The organism is Salaquimonas pukyongi, assembly GCF_001953055.1.
GTDB classification, from domain to species: Bacteria; Pseudomonadota; Alphaproteobacteria; order Rhizobiales; family Rhizobiaceae; genus Salaquimonas; species Salaquimonas pukyongi.
Genome location: NZ_CP019044.1, coordinates 690392 through 710614, shown reverse-complemented (window position 1 = coordinate 710614; position 20223 = coordinate 690392). Strand labels below are relative to the sequence as shown.

Sequence of the window (20223 nt, the reverse complement as noted above, 5' to 3'; positions counted from 1 at the left end):
CAATTTGCGGCCCTTCAATGGCCGCAAAGGAGCGCCCCATGAAACCGGTTACCCTATTGCTTGCCTTCGTCCTTGCTGCTGGCCTGTCCATGCCATCATCAGCACAGGTTCCACCCACACCCGGGCAGGCTGCCGCCTATGACGGCATCCTTCACGCTGCTCACGAAGGAGACCTTGAAGCGCTTCAGACCGCCATTTCAAAGGGCGAGTTGGAACGCGCTGACGGATATGGCCGTACCGCCGTGCACATTGCGGCTCATGCGTCGCATGAGGACGTGATCGCAGCGCTGGCAAAGGCCGGCGCCGACATGAACCGGCTGGAAAACGATGCTTATGACGCCGTAACCATCGCCGCCGTCGCCAACGATACCGACATGCTGAAAGCAGCCCTTGAAGCCGGCAACAAAGCAACCAACATCACCAGCCGTTATGTGGGAACAGCACTGATCGCGGCGGCCCATCTTGGCCATCACGAGGTGGTCCACATCCTGATCGAGGCTGGTGCACCGCTCGATCATGTCAACAATCTTGGCTGGACGGCCGTGATCGAATCCATCGTGCTGGGCGATGGCGGCGAAAACCACGTTAAAACCCTGCGCCATCTGGTCGATGCAGGCGCCGACATCATGATTGCAGATGGCAGCGGCCGCTTGCCCATCGATCTGGCACGGGCACGCGGCTATGAGGAAATGATCGCAATTTTGGAACGATAGCCGCCATAACCGTGGATAAAACCCGCCGGTTGATAACGGGGCATATAAAGGCAGCAAGCTTCAGTGCTAAAATTGTCCTGTCGAAACCCGGGACAAGTCATGGACATTCTTCTCATCGGTTCTGGCGGCCGCGAGCATGCGCTGGCCTGGAAACTGACCCAGTCGCTGCATTGCGACGAGCTCTATTGTGCGCCGGGCAATGCCGGCATCGCCGATGTTGCGGCCTGCGTTTCCCTTGACATCATGGACAATGGCGCTGTCGTTGATTTCTGCCGGGAGAAGGAAATCGATTTCGTCGTGGTCGGGCCGGAACAACCGCTTGTCAACGGACTGGTCGATGCGCTTGATGCAGCCGGCATTCCTGCCTTCGGCCCGACTCAGGCCGCCGCGCAGCTGGAAGGCTCAAAAGCCTTCACCAAGGAGCTTTGTGCGCAGTACGACATTCCCACTGCTGCCTTTGCGCGTTTCAACAACGCCCCGAAGGCCAAAATGCATGTACGCCAGCAAATGAGTGTTGGGGGCGCACCCATTGTCATCAAGGCGGACGGCCTTGCCGCGGGCAAGGGCGTTGTGGTCGCACATAGTGTCGAGGAAGCCTGCGAGGCGGTCGATGCCTGTTTTGAAGGCGCATTCGGCGAGGCCGGCGCCGAAGTGGTCGTGGAGGAGTTTCTCGAAGGGGAAGAAGCCAGTCTTTTTGCCATTTGCGACGGGCAGACCGCCATGCTGTTCGGCACCGCGCAAGACCACAAACGCGTTGGCGAGGGGGATACCGGTCCCAATACCGGCGGCATGGGCGCCTATTCTCCCGCACCTGTGCTGACCCAGGAACTGATCGATGAGGTCATGACGGAGATCATCGTTCCGACCCTTGCCGGCATGCACGCCAGGGGACATCCCTTTCGCGGCGTTCTTTATGCCGGGCTCATGCTGACGGCCGAGGGACCAAGCCTGATCGAATACAATACCCGCTTTGGCGATCCCGAATGCCAGGTGCTGATGCCGCGGCTGAAATCCGATCTGGTGGAACTGATGCTGGCCTCTGCACAGGGCAGCCTGCTGGAACTGCCGGAAGCTGAATGGGACACACGTACCGCACTGACCGTTGTCATCGCTTCAAGGGGTTATCCGGGAAGCTATGAAAAGAACACGGTGATTGCGGGTGTCGAAGATGCCGAGAAAGCCGGGGCGCTGGTCTTCCATGCCGGCACCTCACACAAAGACGGCAAACTGCTTGCCACCGGCGGGCGGGTGTTGAATGTCACCGGTTTCGGTGGCAGCGTTGGAGAGGCGCAAAAGGCCGCCTATGACGGGGTTGCGAAAATCCGCTGGGAAAACGGCTTTACCCGCTCCGACATCGGCTGGCGGGCCATTGAGCGTGAGAAAGCCGGCGGCTGACACGGCGCGTTTGACGGGAGGCAAGGATGATATTCATAATCCTGAAAATGCTGCATCTTCTGGCCCTCCTCTTCGGGGCGGCGGCAAGCCTCGGCAACATCTATCTGGCGCTTTCGGCAGGCCCGCACGACCTTGCCGCCCCCGGCTATACCAACATGCTTCGCAAGCTCTTTCGTCTGACGGCGTTGGGAGCAATCACGGTGTTGTGGATCACCGGCCTGCTGCTGATGGTATGGCGCTACGGAATTTGGGTGGAAGGCTTTGCCTTCAACGCCAAGATCGTTCTGGCGGTGGTGCTGACGGCAATCATCTTCTTTTTGAACGTCATGGCGCCGGGCTGGGCGCGCAGCGGCGGCCCGCCCTCCTATGTGCCCATGTTGCACTGGATCGGCAGCTTCTGCCTGATCGGAATCGTGATGTTGGCCGTGGCTGCCTTCAACTGAGACCCTATTCGGCAGCCTTGGCACCATCTGTGTAGCCGGCCAGTTCACCCTTGATGACATAGCGCAGGATTTCAACCACCTGCTCCGACGTTTTGGCGACGGCAAGCGCAGCGGCATCGACTTCCTTCAGCGCATGGGCATGCTCGTCCTGATGAACGACGATAAACGGCTTGCCGAGCGCGGCGGCATAGCCGGCATCGAAGGCTGCATTCCACTGCTTGTATTTCTCACCGAAACGCACGACGACCACATCGGCATCGGCGATCAGGGTGCGGGTTCTGATGGCGTTCATCTGCGCGCCCTTGTGGTCGTGCCAGAACTTGTTGTCCTCCGCACCGAGGATGGCGACGCCACAATCATCCGACGCCTCGTGATGGGTAACCGGCGCGGTGATTTCAACCGGCAGGCCGGCCTTCCTGCAACCGGCAGCGATTTCTTCGCGCCAGTTGGTGTGAATTTCGCCGGAAAGATAGAGGTTCCAGGTTTTCATGATTGATCCTCGTTTTTAGTCATCCTCGGCCTTGAGCCGAGGATCCAGAATGCAAGCAAACTTGCAGAGCTGAGCCCTCGGGACAAGCCCGAGGGTGACTATCATTGGTTTTACCCGCCGATCCGGCTGAGATCGGCAACGGTAGCCGTTGCGGCGCGGATGCGGGCAAGCAGGGCCAGCCGGTTGGCGCGGATGGCCTCGTCCTCGGCATTGACGTGCACGGTTTCAAAAAAGGCATCGATGGGCGCGCGAAGGCTGGCCAGCCGGCTCATCGCCTCCTCGAAATTCTCCGCTTCGATGGCATTGGTTGCGAGCATCTCGACATCTTCCAGCGTCTCCAACAGGGCGCGTTCCTCGTCGGTCTCGAACCGTTCGGAATTGACGGTTTCAGCGATCTTCGTGCCCTTCTTTTCCTCCGCGGCCAGAATGTTGGCGGCACGCTTGTAGCCCTGGATCAGGTTTTCGCCATCGTCGGTTTCAACGAGCTTTTGCAGAGCGCGGGCCTTGAGCGTGACGATCAGCAGGTCGTCGTTGTTAGCGCTAACGCGAGTGGCTTCGCCACCGCTGCGCGGGCGCGGCGCGTCCGCGCCGGCCGCCTCTTCGGCGGCTTTGTTGCCATCCGCCAGCACTGCATCGATCACATCATGGCGCACGCCCTCGTCTTTCAGGAACACCTTGAGCCGGTCATGGAAGAAGGAGAGGAGGTCGTTGATGCTCTCGTGTTCTGTTCCAAAACCAATAGGAGTTGACTGTACATTTAGCGGATAAGCTTCTCGAATTCGATCTAGATCTTTCTCTTGAAATCCTCTGCTTTCGATTTGCTTTAGCAACTCATCCCTATCAGCGACTTTTTGAAAGAAGGCGGAAGCCATCACGTAGTTCTCGTGATCAATGAACACTCCCCTCAGTGGAATCCTGAGCCCATTGTGGAGGATCAATCTGATGACGCCCAACGCTGCCCTTCTTAAAGCATAAGGGTCTTTTGATCCTGTAGGCTTTTCATCCATCCACCAAAAACAGACAAGCAGATCAATTTTGTCGGCCAATGCTACGGTCACCGAAACCGGATCGGTCGGCACATCATCGGTGGGGCCAAGCGGCTTGTAGTGTTCCTCGATTGCCAGGGCGACGGAGGCATCCTCGCCGGCCCGCTCGGCATAACGGCGGCCCATCTTGCCCTGCACTTCGGGAAATTCGAATACCATCGCCGATTGCAGATCGGCTTTAGAAAGTTCGGCTGCGCGTTTGGCGTTCTGCACGTCATATCCAAAATGCCGGGCTAAACCCTCTGCGAGGCACACTATTCGCTCTTTTCTGTAACCCTGGGAACCGAGCCTGGCGTGGAAGGTGACGTTGTCGAGTGCCTTTACCCATTCATCAAACCCGTCCTTCTTCGCCGTTCTCTGAAGATCGGCCTCCCAGAAGAAACGCGCATCGGCCAGTCTGGCCGCAACCACCTTGCCATTGCCGCGCGCCACCTCCGCGCCACCGTCGGAAGGAATGATGTTGGAAACCAGCAGGAAGCGGGGGGCAAGGGAGGCTTCATCCTGAGCCCGTCGAAGGGGCGGGGCTTTCTTATCATCCGCGTTACCCGCCCCCTCTTTTTCGACGGGCTCGGGATGAGGGGTTTTCATCACGAAACACTTCTGGTTTTCGCGGATGGTCAGTTGAACGACTTCCGGCGGAATGTCGAGAAACGCCTCGTCGAATTCGCCCATCAGAACGGTCGGCCATTCAACCAGATTGGCGACTTCTTCCAGCAGGCTATTGTCCTCCACCAGTTCATAGCCCTGGGCGAAGGCGAGGTTCCTGGCATCCTGTAAAATGATTTCCTTGCGCCGTTCGGCATCGAGAATGACATGCGCCTTTTCAAGCTTCGATACATAGTCCTCGAACCGCTTTACGGTGATGGTATCAGGCGAAAGAAAGCGATGGCCGCGGGTTTCGTTTCCGGCGGCAATGCCCGAAACCTCGAAGTCGATAACCTCCGGCTCCTCGGTTTCCGGCCCAAAGGTGCACAGGATCGAATGCAGCGGGCGCACCCATTTGAGCGAGCCGGGCTCCCTGCTTGCCTTTCCCCAGCGCATGGATTTCGGCCAGGGAAAGTCACGGATGATGGCGGGCATCGCATCGGCGATGATGTCCTGTGCATCCCTGCCCGGCTTTTCGATCGCCGCGACGTAAAAATCGCCCTTCCTGGGGTCGGATTTGACCTCGGCCTGATCGATGCTTTCCAGTCCGGCACCACGCAGAAAACCGGCAATTGCCTTTTCCGGCGCATCGGTGCGCGGTCCCTTGCGTTCCTCGCGAATATCGGCTGAGCGGGCTGAGACGCCGCGCACATCCAGCGCCAGACGGCGCGGTGTCCAGTATTCCTTCGCCCCCTCATAAGTCAGCCCTGCATCGACCAGTGCATCGGTGACCAGCTTTTTCAGATCACCGGCGGCTTTCCGCTGCATGCGGGCAGGCACCTCTTCGCTGAACAATTCGAGCAGAAGATCGGGCATTACTTCACCCTCCCCGCATGCTTTTTATCGTCATGCGCGTCTTTGGCTTGCGCCTGCGGGCGGCGCGGGCGGACTGAGGTTTCATCGGAGAACAGTTCAAGCAGAAGATCTGGCATTTGGGTGCTTTGCAGGCAGGAATTGACGTCGCGCCTGCGTTAGCAAGAGCGCGCTGCGATGTCACGATTAACTTTACACAATGCCAGCGCATGAGCCGACGGTCATCATCCGCGCATCAACTGCCGTCACGCCACTCTTCGTCAAGATGGGTGCCGTCGCAAAACGGCTTGTTTTTAGACAGGCCGCAGCGGCAGAGGACAAATTTTTCTTCCGTGGCGCTTTCGGCAAATTGCGCGCCGTCGATTTTTACATTGCGCACCTGATAGGGGCCGTGCCGTTCAACGCGGATTCTGACTTCGTCTCCCACCAGATGCCGGGCTTTGCCGCCGGGTTCTGAATAGGTCAACGCCCCGGACGGGCAAGCATGAATGACCTCCTCAACGGAAGCAACCGAACCTTCATCCGGTTGCACCCAGGGCTTTTGCTCTACATTGAAGATAGCCGGCGCATGACGCCCGCACTCGGCAGCATGGGAACAAAGCAGTTTGTTGAAGTAGACCGTGACCTTGCTGCCTTCGTAGGAAAAGACCCGCCCGGCGGGATTTTCCGTTTCATTGGCCGAGGAAAAACCGGCTTCCTTGTGGGACCCGTCACAGAACGGCTTGTTTTTGGATTGGCCGCAACGGCACAGTGCCATGACCGGTTTTGTTTCGATCTCGTTGCCCTCGTGATCGACGAAATTCGACAGATGCTTGATGACCAGCGGCCCGTTTTCGCGCTGTTCGATAACCGGCGCCTCGTCCTGTGTTCCAACATCGCCGCCAAGCGTATTGTGGGTACCGTCGCAGAACGGGCGGTTGTCCGTCTGCTTGCAGGCGCAGAACCATTGTTCGTCATCAGCCTTTGCCTCCCATGCAACCGGCGAAAACTCGCTGCCCTTGTGGGAACCGTCGCAAAAGGGCTGGCTGGACGAACGGCCACAGGCGCACCACCAATAGGTTTTGCCCTTTTCCACCTCGATACGGATCGGCGCCCTGGCCGCCACTTCACCCTTCATGAACATGCCTCCCTGTCATATTCTGTCCCGCAAATGCAAAACACTGTTCCAGCAATTGCACACAGCCGGCAGTCTGTCACTTGCCCAGCGATCACAACTCATCGAGCCGGCACCATCAGCGTTACCAGCCACCACCACCGCCGCCGCCACCACCACCGCCGGAAAACCCGCCGCCACCGGAGAATCCGGAGGAGGACGATTTGGGAGCGGGCAGTGAAGCTGTCATCGATTTGGAAATGCCATCGGCCAGGTTGCCCATGGTCTCGCCGATCGATCCGCTGTCAAAATCATCACCGTGATACCACCTGGGGCCGTGATAACCGGCAGCGGCTGCCGCGCCGGCGGCAACTGCCGTTGCCAGCCAGCTTTGAAAGGCCTGAGACCAGGGTTTTTCCACACCCAGCGCAACGGCATAAGGCAACAGCGTTTCATAATGCTGGGGGGACATGTCCGGGGAACCGAGCATGTTCAAGCGCTCTTCTTCAGCCACCGAAAGATAGAGCTTCAGGCCTTCGATCTCCGCCGAACGCTTTGCCCCCAATTGCGTGGGTGCGCCCATGAGAAAGAAGAACAGCACATTGACGGCCAATAGCGAGGCCAGCGCTCCGATCAGCAGCGGACGGCCCAACAGCCCCGTCAGCAGGTCGCCGAAAACCACCCCGGCATTGGCGAGAAACAAGCCGGCGAAGAATATCGTGAAGATAAAGCCGATCTTGCCGCTTAAGCCCCTTTTCATGGACTGTGCAGAGCGGATGAGGATGAAGGTCAGCATGATGCCGACACCGGCAATCGGCATGACGGGCAGAAGGTTTGCCGCCGCGATATTGCCGAAGACAAACAGCGCCACCAAAACGAGAATGGTCAGGGCAATGCCGCCGAGCACATAGCCGGTATTGGCATGATAAAACACGTTGCGGTGCTCACCATCCATGGCCGAGGAAAACCTGTCCGCCAGGGATTTGATCGCCTTGCCATTGGCCTTGTTGATCGAAAGTCCGTTTTTGCGGGCGGCAACCTTTTCCAGCACAACCTGTTCGCCGACCGGCAGGGGGCCGCCAGCGGCGGAGCCGATTGCCCGCATTGTCATGGTCTTGCCCTTCTTGGTCAGGTCCAAAGCCCCCTTGACGGCAAGATTGATGGCGGCGGCTGCAACGGCATCGAACCCCTTTCCGCGCAGGCCACGGTTGTGGATGTAGTTTGCAAGGGCGGGCGACACATCCTTCGGCGGTTGCCAGCGCGGTATGACCACTTCCTGTGGCGGATCGCGGCCAATCCGGTTCCAGGCCCACAAAAGATAGGAAAGCACGGCGAAGAAGCCGGCAACCGAAATGACTTCGCCGCCATAGTCCGACCAGAACCAATTTATCTCCTGGCTGCCTGTCGGCGCCGCCACATGTCCCTTGGCGAATTTGACGCCGACCGTCAGACCTTCCCGGCTTTGCAGCGGCTGCGTTGTCTCAAAGCTGACAACATGCCCGCCCTGTTCCAATGTCGCCCGCGCTGCCTTTTGCGTGCTGCCGTGGCGGCCGGTGAAGTAGACAACATCCTCAGCAATGGCATTGCCCGGCAGGGTTATCGTTGCGCTCGCCGTGTCGATGGCAAATGCCCATTCGGTTCCGGTAACGTTCCAGAAAATCTCGTCATGGCTGTCGAAACGGCGCAACTGGCGGTCCGTCGTATAGCGGATCTTGTAGGTATGTACGCCGTGGGGAAGAAACACATCCTTGTCGCCAATGAGAATGCGGGCATGGCGCGGCTTGATCTCGACCGCATAGGGTTCGGCGCTGCCATTGCGGGTGACGGAAAGAACGCTGAAGCCGACCTGTTTCTCCCGTCCTGACGCATCTTCAAAGACGCGCAGAAAATCCCTGTAAATGCCCCGCTTGATCCGATTTCCCTCCACCCGAACCTTTATGGTTTCGGCGACGGCAAAGGAGGTATCTTCACGGATTTCGATGTCGCTGTGAAAGCTCAGTATCCGTTCCTGGGCGTGCGCCTGGGCGAACACGGAAAGCATGGCAACGGCGAAACCGAAAACCGCCAGCAGCACGTTTGAGGATCGTTTGTTCGCCAACATGGAAGTTAATCAGGACTGGTCGTCGAAGGTCACTTTGGGAACGGCGCGGTCGGCATCGTCCTCAACCTCGAAATATTCGGCCTGCTGAAAGCCGAACTGGCTGGCGACAAGGTTCGAGGGGAAGGATTCGACAGAAACGTTCAGATTGCGCACCGCACCGTTATAGTACCGGCGGGAAAGCGAAATTTCATTCTCGGTCTCTTCCAGGGCGTCCTGAAACTCCTTGAAATTTTCATTGGCCTTGAGATCAGGATAATTTTCGGCAACCGCCATCAGCCTTCCAAGGGCGCCGGAAAGCGCCCCTTCAATGGTGGCACGCTGATGGGGCGCGGCATTGGACGCACCCACCGCCTTTGCGCGCAACCTGGTGACTTCCTCCAGCAGCTCGCGCTCATGTTTCATGTATCCCTTCACCGTTTCCAGCAGATTGGGAATCAGGTCGGCGCGGCGCTTTAGTTGAACGTCAATGCCGCTCCAGCCCTCGCCCACCATCTGCCGGCTCTTGACCAGCTTGTTGTAAAGGGAAACGGCATAAAGACCGACCGCGACCAGAATGGCTAGAATGACCCAGGTTGACATGACTTACCTCCGAAGAAATTCCGCAGGCAGTCGTCCGCCCACTTGATGCGGGCATTATGCATAGCGCCGGGAAATTGTCACCGAAGTGACAGATGTCACTTCCCGCACACGGCGTTGCCGCTATGGCGCGCCGCCAGCCTCTGTCTTGAGAAATGCTTCGCCACAGGCCTTGGCCAGGGTGCGTACCCGCAGGATGTAACTCTGGCGTTCGGTCACCGAAATGACGCCGCGCGCATCGAGCAGGTTGAAAACGTGGGAAGCCTTGATGCACTGGTCATAGGCAGGATGCGCCATGACGATCTTCCTGCCGGTTTTCGGATCCATCTCTTCCTGTTCCAGAATGCGGCGGCATTCGGCTTCTGAATCCTCGAAATGCCTCAACAGGGTTTCGGTGTCGGCGACATCGAAATTCCAGCGGGAATATTCCCTCTCGGTCTGCTGGAAAATTTCGCCATAAGTGACCTTGTCGTCGCCTTCGCGGCCATTGAAGTTCAGGTCATAGACGTTGTCGACATCCTGTACATACATGGCCAGCCGCTCAAGGCCATAGGTCAGTTCACCGGAAACCGGCGAACATTCGAAGCCGCAGACCTGCTGGAAATAAGTGAACTGGGAGACTTCCATGCCATCGCACCAGACCTCCCAGCCAAGCCCCCATGCGCCAAGCGTCGGGCTTTCCCAGTCATCCTCGACAAACCGGATGTCGTGCAGTTTGGGATCGATGCCGATGGCATACAGCGAACCGAGATAAAGCTCCTGCAGATCAGGCGGGGAAGGCTTTAACAGCACCTGATACTGATAATAGTGCTGCAGCCGGTTGGGGTTTTCCCCGTAGCGTCCATCGGTGGGGCGGCGTGAAGGTTGCACATAGGCAGCATTCCACGGCCGGGGGCCAAGCGAGCGCAGTGTCGTTGCCGGGTGAAACGTACCGGCACCCACTTCCATGTCGTAGGGCTGCAGCACGGCACAGCCATATTCGGCCCAGTAGCTGTGCAGGGTGAGAATGAGCCCCTGAAAAGAGCGCGTGGGATGCATGTGAGGCGGAACGCCGCCAGATCGGGATGTCGCTTGGTCAGGATTCAAGTCGCTATTCCTGGTTTGGCTGGCCGGACGCAAACGGCTTGGCGGAAGCCGTCAGATTCGTGGCTCTCATGGTTGCGCACCGTAAAGCACTTGTCCTGGCAGGCGTCAAGAAAATCGGGATATGCCTTTAGGCTGTATCGACATTCAGGTTTCGGACGCGGCGCGAGACGGATTTCGTCTCTGGCAAGGCGAAAAATCCGCTGTGGTGTGGCCCACCACAAGGGGTTTTCAACGATGCCAGGGGCAAAATCCTAAATGTCGATACAGCCTAGGGTTCAGACTCCAGATACGACACGTAGCGGCGTGGAACGGCCTTGCTGCCGGTGCCGTGCTGAAGTAGGCGGGAAAAGACTGTCAGAGTGCAACACACAAACACCGCAGCGGAAAAGAAATGTCCGAAGACGTTATCAAGATCAAGGTAACTGAAGTCTCGACCGCGCGGTCGCGTCTTGTTGCCGTTTCGGGTGTGATTGCCTCCTCGACAATTGGTGCCTTCGCCAGTGGATCGCTGTTTGCATACATACCCGTCAAACTCCTGAGTATCGGCTTCGAGCCATGGGTTGCATCGGCCATGCTTCCTGCAGTGGCCTTTGGCGGATTGGCGGGTTGTTTTGCCACTGGCCCGCTCCTGCGGTTGGTGGGGCATGCCCGGGTCTTCATGCTTTTATACGCCGTCATGGTCATGACGATGCTTGCAATTTCCTATTTCGAGAGCCCCTACGCATGGCTTGTGGCACGGATGTGCTACGGTTTCGCCATCAACGGAATTTTCATCGTTGCCCAGAGCTGGCTGCATTATGCCAGCACCGATGAAATCAGGGGCAAGGTCATCACAACCTTCTATATCGCCTATGTTGTCGCCCTTGGCTTCGGCAGTTTCGTCGCAGGACAAATGGATATCACAGGCAATACGGTTCCGATCCTGGCAACCGCCGTGGTCGCCATGGCCATGATACCAGTCGGCCTGACCCGCCTGCCCCAGCCTGAAGCGCCGGAGGCAATCGCCGTCAACATCCGCAAGGTTTGGAAAATTTCCCCAGTCGGCCTTGCCGGCATGTTTGCAGTCGGCGGCGCGACCATGCTGATGCAGTCCATGGCTCCCATCTACACCACATCGCTCGGCTTTGGCCCAGCGGATGTGGGTCTGTTGATGTTCCTGATGCAGGTGGGGCTGATTGCCATTCAGATGCCCATGGGGGCGCTGTCGGACCGCATTGACCGAAGGATTGTGCTGGCGCTGGTTTCTCTTGGCTCGGTCATCGTGGCCGGGGTCGCCTTCGGCGCCCACGGGGCCGCCAGCCTTTTGATGTTGATCGTGGTGTTCTCCCTGTGGAACGGATTCAACGAGACCGTTTATTCGGTTTCAAGCGCCCTTGCCAATGACCGGGCCGACCCGGCGGACTATGTAATGCTCTCTTCAACCCAGATGATCGCGTGGTCAATTTCCGCATTCATCATACCCAGTATTGCAACCATAATTCTGGCATTTCTGCCGATTCAGTTCTTCATGCCGATGGGGATGCTGATTTCAGCCACGTTCCTGCTGTTCGTGCTTTACCGGATGCGCCAGCGCCAGGATGTGGAAATGGAAGACAAGGAATCCTTTCAGACCGTCACCGCGCAGGTTGCCTATCCTGGCGACTATTCCAACCCGGATGCCTATGAAGATGAGGACGCCGGCACCAGCGAAGGTCTGGTGCACTAGATGTGAGTTCTCACCAGGTTGTATCGACAGGGCGGCCGGATCACGCTTGCGGGATTACGATACTGCCTGAACTGATCGCCACCGCGCTGCCGCTGACGCGCACTGAAGAAATCTCCCCGCCGGTTGCATCCACTTCAAGGCCCAGTTCGCTGCGGCGGCCCATTTCCACGCCCTGCAGCAGGGAGATGCTGTTCGTCCCCTCGCCAAGCGCCCCGCTGGCCAGCAATTGTGCGGCCAGGATGGCGGTGGCGGAACCAGTAGCCGGATCCTCCGGAATTCCAGCAGTTGGCGAAAACATGCGCGCCTGATAGCCTATTTCATCGTTTCCCGGTGTGTACAGATACGCGCTGTCGACATTGGCAGCAGCGATCATGCGGCTCCAATGCGGCTCCATAACCCCGGCACGGCCCAGCGCATCCAGCGATGCGACGGGAATGTACAGGAAAGCAGGACCACCGGCAAAAACACGGCATTTGTGATCACCGAAACCGATATCCCTTTCGTTGAGGCCAAGCGCGCAAGCCGCAAGCGCTTCAGACGGACTTTCACCCTTGTGCTGCTCGGGAATTACCGGAGCGGTAAACCGGGCCTTTGCCTTGCCGCCCGCTGAAAGCACTTCAACCGGCACCAGCCCTGCAACTTCCTCCAGGGTGATGGTGGTTTCAAAATCTTTCTGCCCGGCAAAGTGCTTGGCCGCCAGGTGGATGGCGCAGCCAATGGTCGGATGCCCGGCAAAGGGGATTTCGTCAGTTGGAAAAAATATGCGGACCTTTGCGGTATGCCCTGGGTCATCGGGAGACTGGACGAACAGGGTCTCTGAGAGATTGAACTCCCTGGCGATGATCTGCATCTGCGCGGTGGTCAAACCGTCAGCATCTTCGACAATGGCCAGCGGATTGCCGCCAAAGGGCTGGGTCGTAAAGACATCCATGGTGTGGAAAGGCAATTGACGGGACATGTGTTCACCAGAGAGGACCGCTGCTCAAATTCAGCCTTGACCCTTGTCCTTGGGCCGGTAAACCCCGTCTTCTCCCTTCTCCAGGGATTCAACCGTCCTGGGTGTTCTGGAGCCGTGGGCCTGTTCCTGATTGCGCAATTCCTCGCCAACAGATGCCATCTGCCGTTTCAGGGCGCGCCAGGCATACCAGATCAGACCTCCCACAAGGCCAACAGCAATCAGTTGCGGCATTCAACCCTCCATGTTTTACAGGCCTCCATGCGTTACAGGCCGTAACGCGCCCACAATGCCCGTTCTTCCGCCGCTTCTGCAAGGCTTGAAGGCAGGGCAGCTGCAATTTCGCTGCCAATTCCCGTCGCCGAAACCCCGACCGAGGGCACTGGGCGGCCCAGAAGATTGCGCTTTGCCTGAATGAGGCGGAGTTTCGTCTTGGCGCCGAAACGTTCCTTCATCACGGCGCTCATATGCCCCAAACCGTCGATCAGGCCCTTTTGGCCGGCTTCCCTGCCTGTCCAGAAGAGGCCCGAAAAAATCTCCTTGTCGTCGGCCAGTTTCGAACCGCGCCGCTCTTTCACCATGGAGATGAAGACCTCGTGCATGTCTTTCTGCAGCGCTTTAATGTGATCGACATCGGCTTTCTTCTCGGGCTGGAACGGATCAAGCGTCACCTTGTTCTTTCCGGCGGTATAAACACGGCGCTCGACACCAAGCTTGCCGATTGCCTCCACAAAGCCAAAGGTGGCGGCGACAACGCCGATGGAACCGACAATGGAGGTTTCGTCTGCGATGATTTCGTCGCCGGCAAGGGCAATCATGTAACCGCCGCTAGCAGCAACGTCTTCAACGAACACTGCCACGGGCTTCTTCTTTTCAGCCGACAACTCACGGATGCGCGAATAGATGAGCCGCGACTGGACGGGGGAACCGCCGGGCGAGTTGATCGAGATCGCCACAAGTGGTGCATCCTTCATTTCGAAGGCACGCTGCAGGGGGCCTGCCACCGCAGCCAGAGAGAGATTTTGCCGAAATGGCGACGAGGATGCCATGATGGCACCCTGCATGCGTACGACCGGGATAACCGTGTCCGTCTTTCTGAGGACAGAGGGCAACAGTTTCGAAATTCTCATTGAACCATCCGCAAACAGCCTGCTGTTGTGTTTGACATGGGGAACACAGCCGCAAAATGCAAGTACTGCTGCCGGCAGGCAGGTGCTTTTGGGATCAATCGAACAAAACCCGGGCTTCCCCGTTCATCAGGGCTTCGGCCAGCTTGGTCGGCTTGCCGTTGTTCTCATGCAGCACGAGGCCCGGCATGATGGTCAACGGCGCGCGCGACCCCTTTGTCATTCGAAGCAGAATGCGCTTTGCACCTTCCTCGATTTTCGAATGGACCGGCACGATGGCGATGGCGCCAAACCGCCCCTGCGCACAGGCGGACACCTCGCCGATCTTCTCCGTCCTGTAGATCATGGTCATCACGCCGCCCGGCTTCAATATGGCGGTCGCGGTACGGATCCAGGCATCGAGGCCGAAAAGCCCCATCACATGCGCTTCAGAGCGCAAGGCGTCGGGAGAGGCACGCTGTGCATCGTGATTATAGGGCGGGTTCATGATTACATAGTCGAAACTGTTTTCGCCAAGCCCGGCTTCCTGCCGCTTGGCACCGCTCAGGGTGACATCGGCCTGCAGCACGCTGGTGCGGTCTGCAAACGCCAGGTTTTTCCGCAGCTTCAGGTTACTGCCGGCAAGCGCTGCCATTCGGGCGTTCTTTTCAACCAGTGTCACTTTCAGGCCCGGATTGGATGCGGCAGCGGCAAGGCCGGCAACACCGGCACCGGCGCCCAGATCGGCGAGTTTGCCGGAAGCGCCCTCCGGCAGGGCAGCAGCAATCAGCAATGCATCGGAACCGCCACGGTGACCGGTTCGGACAGGCTGCTCGACCTGAAACCTGCCGCGGTAAAAATCGTCCACCGACGTTTCAAACTCCGCCAGTTCAGACAACGTCCTTGTTCCTTGTACCGCTACGGCCATCTTCTTTCAGAAAGTCCGCCAAACCAGCATCAACAAGCAGTCTGCGGGCTTTTTCCTTTTCATCATCTGCTACCATCAATCGGCGCGGCAGAATTCCGATCGAACCTTCCAGCACACTCATGTGCTGGTCGAGAACCAGGCATGCAATCCCGGCGTCACGGAACAAGGATTCCATGAGCGAAATCGCTACCAGGTCATTGGTTCTAACCAGTTCGATCATATCTACCCACGCGGCGTCACCGCCTGCTACAACCTGTTACGGATTTGCCGTGCAGGCAAGTAACAGATCGGCGGCAAAGATAACGTTACGGTTATTGCGAGTTGATGCCTATCTGTTGAAATCAAAACCCTGCCGGCTTCCCACCGCCGGACAAGGGCAATCTGTCACGCTTGCGCCCGCCGCGTGATAGGCTAGAAAGCTGTATATCAGTCGGGAGCAACGAATGTCAGGCGTAGTGGTATCTTTGGAAGAGGCAGGCGGACGGCCCAAAAAGGGGCAGCCAGCCAGCATCAAGCCGCTGATGGATCTGGTGGCGCCGGACATGGAGCGCGTCAATCAGCTCATTCTTTCAAAATGCGGCTCCGACGTTGCGCTTATTCCCGAGGTAGCACGGCATCTGATCGACAGCGGCGGCAAGCGGCTCAGGCCCATGCTCACCCTGGCCTCGGCTGTCATGTGCGGCTACACCGGGACGCATCATGTAACGCTGGCGGCGAGTGTGGAGTTCATGCATACCGCAACGCTGCTGCATGACGATGTGGTGGATGAAAGCGACCGGCGGCGGGGGAAACTTGCCGCACGCATGCTGTGGGGCAATCAGGCCAGTGTTCTGGTTGGCGACTTTCTTCTCGGTCAGGCATTCCGCATGATGGTGGAGGCAGGATCGATGCATGCCCTGGACGTTCTGTCCCATGCAGCGACCGTGATTGCCGAAGGCGAGGTCATGCAGCTTGGCACAGCGCAAAATCTCGAAACCACACAAGATGAGTATATGGAAGTGGTGCGGGCAAAAACGGCGGCGCTTTTTGCTGCTGCCGCAGAAGTGGGCCCGATTCTTGCCGGTTCCCCCAAATCGGCAATTTCCGCCTTTCGCTCCTATGGCAACAATCTCGGCCTCGCCTTTCAGCTGATCGACGATGCGCTGGATTATGGCGGCTCGTCACAGGTGCTGGGCAAAAACACCGGCGATGATTTCCGCGAAGGCAAGGTGACCCTGCCAGTGCTGCTTTGCTATCGCAGGGGCAGCGAAAACGAGCGCACCTTCTGGCGCGAAGCCATTGAGCGGGGACAGTCCGACGACTCGCGCCTTGAAGAAGCCATGCGGCTGATGCGCGAGTACAACGCCCTTGAGGACACGCTTGCACGGGCACGGCAGTTTTGCGAACTGGCCCAGGATGCCCTGGCAACGTTTGAGGATAGCGCCCACAAACACGCCCTGACGGAAGTGCTGGAATACAGCCTCATGCGAGCCAGCTAAGATCGGGGCGAAAGGTCAAATTGGTTGCATTAATTCGGACTGAACGCCGTAATTTGATCGCAGTATTCCTTGATCAGGCAGTGCGACATGGCATATGCCGTTTGGTGGCTGCATTGCCACATACAAAACAAGGAACAACGCATGGCAGACAAGGCGGCCCGGGATAACCGGAAAAAGCGCAAAACGACCCAGCCTTCTTCCGGACTGTTTTTGCTTTCCGCGCTTGCCGGCGCGGTATCCTCCATGGCGTTTTTCATGCCATTGCCGGTGATTGCCGACAATTTCCTCGAACAGCTGGAACTTCACAGCGCCACGCTGAAAATTGTTGATGCCAGCGACGAGTTGCCATCGCTGTCGGGAAGTTTCCTGGCTGCCCAGAGCGCCGGTTCGAACGGCGATGAGGAAGAGGCGATCAAAAACTACCGGCGGACGATCGAACTCGACCCGGAAAACCAGAATCTGAAGCAGTCGCTTTTCGTTGCGCTGACCGCCAATGGCGACATTTCCGAAGCAATCAAACTGCTCAACAGCATCCCGGCAGAGAGCCAGACCCAGAATATCAATCACGTTGTGGTGGCCGCAAATGCGCTGAAACAGAAATCCTGGGGCCAGGCACTTTCACGGATCGACCGGATTTCAGGAACCGACCTTGACGGAATGCTGGCCACCATATTCGGCAGTTGGGCACTTTTCGGCGAACGCAAGATTGATGACGCACTGGCGCGGATCGATGCAATCGAAGGGCCGGACTGGGTCTTGATGATCCGCGAATATCATGCCGGGCTCATACTCAGCGCTGCAAAGCGCGATGGTGAAGCGGTTGCGCGGTTTCAAAAGGCAGTCGAATACCGTGCCGTAGCGGCCGCTTTGACCGAGACCTATATCAGGGCAATCGAAGGTCTTTCGCGTGCCCAGGCGCGTGCCGGAAATCCCGGGGATGCGCGCAAGTCGGCTGACGAAGGTCTCCGGCTGTTGGCCAATCATCCGCCACTGGCTGCTCTGCGCGAAAAACTTTCGGCGGACAAAGCCAAGATCGCTCCACTGATCGCCTCACCGCAACAGGGGGCAGCGGAAGTGTTTTTCAATGTCGGCACCGCGATCAGCCGGCAGGGCGGACTGCCGTTTGCCCAGGGCCATCTTCAGCTTGCCCGCTTCCTGGCGCCTGACAGCGATTCGGTTCTTTTCGCGCTCGGCAATGTCTATGAAGATCAGGACCGCCGTCCAAAGGCGAATGCGTTCTATGGCGAGATTGGCCCACAATCGCCCTTCTACCGGCGGGCCCAACTCGAATATGCACTCAATCTGAACCGCATGGAACAAACCTCTCAGGCCGTGGAAATCATGAACGGGCTGGTGGCCGAAGATCCGCTGGACCTTGTTACCGTACTCTCGCTCGGCGGCGTTCATGCCCAGCACGAAGCCTATGACAAGGCCATCGAGGTTTATACGACCACGATAAACCGGCTCGTCAATCCGCAGAGAACCCACTGGCGGCTGTTCTACCGGCGCGGCATTGCCTATGAGCGCACCAAACAGTGGCCAAAGGCCGAAACCGATTTCAAGCAGGCCTTGGTACTCGTTCCCGATCAGCCCGATGTGTTGAACTATCTCGGCTATTCATGGATCGACCAGGGCATCAATCTTGACGAAGGCCTGAAAATGGTGCGCAAGGCTGTGGAGCTGCGCCCCAATTCCGGCTTCATCATCGACAGTCTCGGCTGGGCCTATTACCGGCTTGGCCGGTATGAAGAGGCCGTCGCAGAGCTGCAGAAGGCCTTGGAACTGATGCCGTCTGATCCTGTCATCAACGATCATCTGGGCGATGCCTTCTGGCAGGTTGGCCGCAAGCTTGAAGCCGTGTTCCAGTGGAAACATGCACTGGCCAACGAACCGGCCCCCGAAGACAAGGCGAAGATCGAACGCAAGCTCCAGGTAGGGCTTACGCACTGATTTGCGGCAACCGCCATGTCGTCAGCCATTTCCTGCACCGCACCAGCAAAAATCAACCTCGCCCTGCACGTTACGGGTGAGCGGCAGGATGGCTATCACAGTCTCGAAAGCCTGGTGGTGTTTTGCCGGCCGGCAGATGAACTTGAACTTCAATGGGGCAAGGGCGGCGAAAAACCCGCGCTAAAAACAACCGGGCCTTTCGCTGCCGCGCTTGGTGGTAACGACAATCTGATCCTGAAGGCTGCGGCGCTGCTTCGGCGCCGTTTCCCTGAAGCCTTTGCTGCGGCAGGCGGGCTCTGTTTTGCCCTGGAAAAGAACCTGCCGGTTGCCAGCGGCATTGGCGGCGGCTCTGCCGATGCGGCGGCCACCTTGTTGGTGCTGCGTCATGCGCTCGGTATCCCCGTCAGCGACAGCGCACTGATGACCCTTGGTGCCGAAATCGGCTCCGATGTGCCGATGTGTCTTTCTTCGTCCTCCCTGATCGCCCGCGGCAGAGGCACCGATCTTGAACCTGCCGCCAATCTGCCGGCCCTCGATCTGGTGCTGGTCAATCCCGCCATTGCGGTTTCAACCCCGCAGATCTTCAGAATCCTGAAGAACAAGCAAAACCCGCCATTGGCCGCCCTGCCCGGTCAACTGAGCCAGTTCATGCTGACAAGCTGGCTCAAAGAGCAGCGAAACGACCTGCAGGCGCCAGCCATGGCCGCCGAACCGGTCATCGGCAACGTCTTGCGGGCGCTCGAAACGTCAGGTGCCAGCCTTTCGCGCATGAGCGGTTCCGGCGCGACCTGTTTCGGCATCTTTGCCCATGCAGAGGCCGCACGGAAGGCCGCCGGCACCATTGCGGCAGCAAACCCCGGCTGGTGGGTCACGGCGACGCAGAGCGCCGATTTCGGCATGGACAGGGTCTTTCCGGTCTGATGAATATGGCATTGGAAACCGGAGAGACCACCATGAACCGCATTGATGAAAACCGTCCTTTTGTTCCCGTGGGCATTGCCGTCCTTACCGTGTCCGACACGCGCAGCATGGAAGAAGACCGCTCGGGTGCAACGCTCGTCGAACGGCTCGAAAAGGCCGGTCACACCCTGATCGACAGGGCCATCGTCAAGGACGATATTCCCGCCATCCAGGAAAAGGTGAAAGCCTGGTCCAGGCAGGAGGATGTGGATGTGATCATCACCACCGGCGGCACCGGCTTTACCGGGCGCGATGTGACACCCGATGCGCTCGAGCCGCTGTTTGAAAAGACCATGGACGGCTTTTCGGCCATCTTTCACCGCATCAGCTATGAGAAGATCGGGACCTCCACCATCCAGTCACGGGCGACCGGCGGCGTGATGAATGCCACCTATGTCTTCTGTTTGCCGGGATCGCCCGGTGCCTGCAAGGATGCCTGGGACGGCATTCTTGGCCTGCAGCTCGATTACCGCCACATGCCCTGCAATTTCGTGGAGATCATGCCGCGACTGGATGAGCATCTCAAACGCGGCAAGGGCTGAGTTTTCCTGCCGAACTGCAGGGCTTGGTTCCTCCACCAAACCTTGCGCTTGGCTCACGCTCAACGTGCGGTTTGGCCTGCAATTTCGTGGAGATCATGCCGCGCTCACCGAGCATGTGCATGCGGTTGGCCCAAAAACTTCCTGTGGATAGCCTACGGAATTCAACCAGCCGGCGGAACATCTGTCACATCCATGCAT

Annotated in this window: 19 protein-coding genes; 8 read left to right on the top strand and 11 right to left on the bottom strand. The window is 58.3% G+C overall.

The genetic code is table 11. The annotated features are described in order from the left end of the window. Positions 1-38: 38 nt before the first annotated feature. From BVL55_RS03460 to BVL55_RS03450, 3 genes are all read left to right on the top strand, one after another. Positions 39-713: an ankyrin repeat domain-containing protein gene (locus BVL55_RS03460; RefSeq protein WP_075995745.1), complete on the top strand. Its 675-nt coding sequence runs from the start codon at positions 39-41 to the stop codon at positions 711-713. 99 nt (positions 714-812) lie between these two features. Continuing rightward, positions 813-2108, top strand: a complete 1296-nt coding sequence (gene purD / locus BVL55_RS03455) for a phosphoribosylamine--glycine ligase (protein ID WP_075995744.1) — start codon at positions 813-815, stop codon at positions 2106-2108. A gap of 26 nt (positions 2109-2134) precedes the next feature. Continuing rightward, entirely contained in the window at positions 2135-2551 is a 417-nt protein-coding gene (locus BVL55_RS03450; RefSeq protein WP_075995743.1) for a hypothetical protein, read from the top strand. Positions 2552-2555: 4 nt separating this feature from the next. Here BVL55_RS03450 and BVL55_RS03445 read toward each other — a convergent pair whose 3' ends face one another. From BVL55_RS03445 to BVL55_RS03420, 6 genes are all read right to left on the bottom strand, one after another. Then, positions 2556-3041 (bottom strand): YtoQ family protein, encoded by a 486-nt coding sequence (locus BVL55_RS03445; RefSeq protein ID WP_075995742.1) that lies wholly within the window; start codon positions 3039-3041, stop codon positions 2556-2558. 110 nt (positions 3042-3151) lie between these two features. Continuing rightward, a complete protein-coding gene (gene glyS, locus BVL55_RS03440) occupies positions 3152-5548 on the bottom strand; it encodes a glycine--tRNA ligase subunit beta (protein WP_075995741.1) in 2397 nt (798 codons plus the stop codon). A gap of 232 nt (positions 5549-5780) precedes the next feature. Then, positions 5781-6662 carry a CDGSH iron-sulfur domain-containing protein gene (locus tag BVL55_RS16970; RefSeq protein WP_156892400.1) on the bottom strand — a complete coding sequence of 294 codons (882 nt, stop codon included), beginning with the start codon at positions 6660-6662 and terminating at the stop codon, positions 5781-5783. Between the two features lie 121 nt (positions 6663-6783). Further along, a complete protein-coding gene (locus BVL55_RS03430; protein ID WP_075995739.1) occupies positions 6784-8739 on the bottom strand; it encodes a DUF2207 domain-containing protein in 1956 nt (651 codons plus the stop codon). Positions 8740-8748: 9 nt separating this feature from the next. Further along, positions 8749-9318 (bottom strand): LemA family protein, encoded by a 570-nt coding sequence (locus BVL55_RS03425; protein WP_075995738.1) that lies wholly within the window; start codon positions 9316-9318, stop codon positions 8749-8751. A gap of 120 nt (positions 9319-9438) precedes the next feature. Further along, the gene (locus tag BVL55_RS03420) at positions 9439-10353 is read right to left on the bottom strand and encodes a glycine--tRNA ligase subunit alpha (protein WP_075995737.1); all 915 of its coding nucleotides are present in this window, start codon (positions 10351-10353) and stop codon (positions 9439-9441) included. A gap of 439 nt (positions 10354-10792) precedes the next feature. On the opposite strand from BVL55_RS03420, the gene BVL55_RS03415 reads away from it, so the two are divergent. Further along, the gene (locus BVL55_RS03415) at positions 10793-12106 is read left to right on the top strand and encodes an MFS transporter (protein ID WP_075995736.1); all 1314 of its coding nucleotides are present in this window, start codon (positions 10793-10795) and stop codon (positions 12104-12106) included. 40 nt (positions 12107-12146) lie between these two features. Here the strand turns inward: BVL55_RS03415 and BVL55_RS03410 are convergent, their stop codons facing one another. From BVL55_RS03410 to BVL55_RS03390, 5 genes are all read right to left on the bottom strand, one after another. After that, positions 12147-13064: a PhzF family phenazine biosynthesis protein gene (locus BVL55_RS03410; protein WP_083649345.1), complete on the bottom strand. Its 918-nt coding sequence runs from the start codon at positions 13062-13064 to the stop codon at positions 12147-12149. 30 nt (positions 13065-13094) lie between these two features. After that, positions 13095-13295 carry a hypothetical protein gene (locus BVL55_RS03405; protein ID WP_075995735.1) on the bottom strand — a complete coding sequence of 67 codons (201 nt, stop codon included), beginning with the start codon at positions 13293-13295 and terminating at the stop codon, positions 13095-13097. Positions 13296-13327: 32 nt separating this feature from the next. After that, positions 13328-14191 carry a S49 family peptidase gene (locus BVL55_RS03400; RefSeq protein ID WP_075995734.1) on the bottom strand — a complete coding sequence of 288 codons (864 nt, stop codon included), beginning with the start codon at positions 14189-14191 and terminating at the stop codon, positions 13328-13330. Positions 14192-14285: 94 nt separating this feature from the next. Beyond that, entirely contained in the window at positions 14286-15065 is a 780-nt protein-coding gene (locus BVL55_RS03395; protein WP_244530584.1) for a tRNA1(Val) (adenine(37)-N6)-methyltransferase, read from the bottom strand. Then, the gene (locus tag BVL55_RS03390) at positions 15058-15315 is read right to left on the bottom strand and encodes a putative signal transducing protein (protein WP_075995732.1); all 258 of its coding nucleotides are present in this window, start codon (positions 15313-15315) and stop codon (positions 15058-15060) included. The genes BVL55_RS03395 and BVL55_RS03390 overlap by 8 nt, the downstream gene beginning before the upstream one ends. Positions 15316-15538: 223 nt before the next feature. Here BVL55_RS03390 and BVL55_RS03385 point away from each other — a divergent pair, with 223 nt between their 5' ends. From BVL55_RS03385 to moaB, 4 genes are all read left to right on the top strand, one after another. After that, entirely contained in the window at positions 15539-16573 is a 1035-nt protein-coding gene (locus BVL55_RS03385; RefSeq protein WP_075995731.1) for a polyprenyl synthetase family protein, read from the top strand. A 141-nt stretch (positions 16574-16714) separates the two neighbouring features. Next, positions 16715-18523 carry a tetratricopeptide repeat protein gene (locus BVL55_RS03380; protein ID WP_162841441.1) on the top strand — a complete coding sequence of 603 codons (1809 nt, stop codon included), beginning with the start codon at positions 16715-16717 and terminating at the stop codon, positions 18521-18523. A gap of 15 nt (positions 18524-18538) precedes the next feature. After that, positions 18539-19444 (top strand): 4-(cytidine 5'-diphospho)-2-C-methyl-D-erythritol kinase, encoded by a 906-nt coding sequence (locus tag BVL55_RS03375; protein WP_075995729.1) that lies wholly within the window; start codon positions 18539-18541, stop codon positions 19442-19444. 32 nt (positions 19445-19476) lie between these two features. Continuing rightward, a complete protein-coding gene (gene moaB, locus BVL55_RS03370) occupies positions 19477-20025 on the top strand; it encodes a molybdenum cofactor biosynthesis protein B (RefSeq protein WP_075997855.1) in 549 nt (182 codons plus the stop codon). Positions 20026-20223 lie beyond the last annotated feature (198 nt).

What these genes read in the sequence shown, in the direction of transcription:
- BVL55_RS03460 (WP_075995745.1), top strand. Translation starts at nt 39, where the DNA reads ATGAAACCGGTTACCCTATTGCTTGCCTTCGTCCTTGCTGCTGGCCTG.
- purD (WP_075995744.1), top strand. Translation starts at nt 813, where the DNA reads ATGGACATTCTTCTCATCGGTTCTGGCGGCCGCGAGCATGCGCTGGCC.
- BVL55_RS03450 (WP_075995743.1), top strand. Translation starts at nt 2,135, where the DNA reads ATGATATTCATAATCCTGAAAATGCTGCATCTTCTGGCCCTCCTCTTC.
- BVL55_RS03445 (WP_075995742.1), bottom strand. Translation starts at nt 3,041, where the DNA reads ATGAAAACCTGGAACCTCTATCTTTCCGGCGAAATTCACACCAACTGG.
- glyS (WP_075995741.1), bottom strand. Translation starts at nt 5,548, where the DNA reads ATGCCCGATCTTCTGCTCGAATTGTTCAGCGAAGAGGTGCCTGCCCGC.
- BVL55_RS16970 (WP_156892400.1), bottom strand. Translation starts at nt 6,662, where the DNA reads ATGAAGGGTGAAGTGGCGGCCAGGGCGCCGATCCGTATCGAGGTGGAA.
- BVL55_RS03430 (WP_075995739.1), bottom strand. Translation starts at nt 8,739, where the DNA reads ATGTTGGCGAACAAACGATCCTCAAACGTGCTGCTGGCGGTTTTCGGT.
- BVL55_RS03425 (WP_075995738.1), bottom strand. Translation starts at nt 9,318, where the DNA reads ATGTCAACCTGGGTCATTCTAGCCATTCTGGTCGCGGTCGGTCTTTAT.
- BVL55_RS03420 (WP_075995737.1), bottom strand. Translation starts at nt 10,353, where the DNA reads ATGCATCCCACGCGCTCTTTTCAGGGGCTCATTCTCACCCTGCACAGC.
- BVL55_RS03415 (WP_075995736.1), top strand. Translation starts at nt 10,793, where the DNA reads ATGTCCGAAGACGTTATCAAGATCAAGGTAACTGAAGTCTCGACCGCG.
- BVL55_RS03410 (WP_083649345.1), bottom strand. Translation starts at nt 13,064, where the DNA reads ATGTCCCGTCAATTGCCTTTCCACACCATGGATGTCTTTACGACCCAG.
- BVL55_RS03405 (WP_075995735.1), bottom strand. Translation starts at nt 13,295, where the DNA reads ATGCCGCAACTGATTGCTGTTGGCCTTGTGGGAGGTCTGATCTGGTAT.
- BVL55_RS03400 (WP_075995734.1), bottom strand. Translation starts at nt 14,191, where the DNA reads ATGAGAATTTCGAAACTGTTGCCCTCTGTCCTCAGAAAGACGGACACG.
- BVL55_RS03390 (WP_075995732.1), bottom strand. Translation starts at nt 15,315, where the DNA reads ATGATCGAACTGGTTAGAACCAATGACCTGGTAGCGATTTCGCTCATG.
- BVL55_RS03385 (WP_075995731.1), top strand. Translation starts at nt 15,539, where the DNA reads ATGTCAGGCGTAGTGGTATCTTTGGAAGAGGCAGGCGGACGGCCCAAA.
- BVL55_RS03380 (WP_162841441.1), top strand. Translation starts at nt 16,715, where the DNA reads ATGGCAGACAAGGCGGCCCGGGATAACCGGAAAAAGCGCAAAACGACC.
- BVL55_RS03375 (WP_075995729.1), top strand. Translation starts at nt 18,539, where the DNA reads ATGTCGTCAGCCATTTCCTGCACCGCACCAGCAAAAATCAACCTCGCC.
- moaB (WP_075997855.1), top strand. Translation starts at nt 19,477, where the DNA reads ATGAACCGCATTGATGAAAACCGTCCTTTTGTTCCCGTGGGCATTGCC.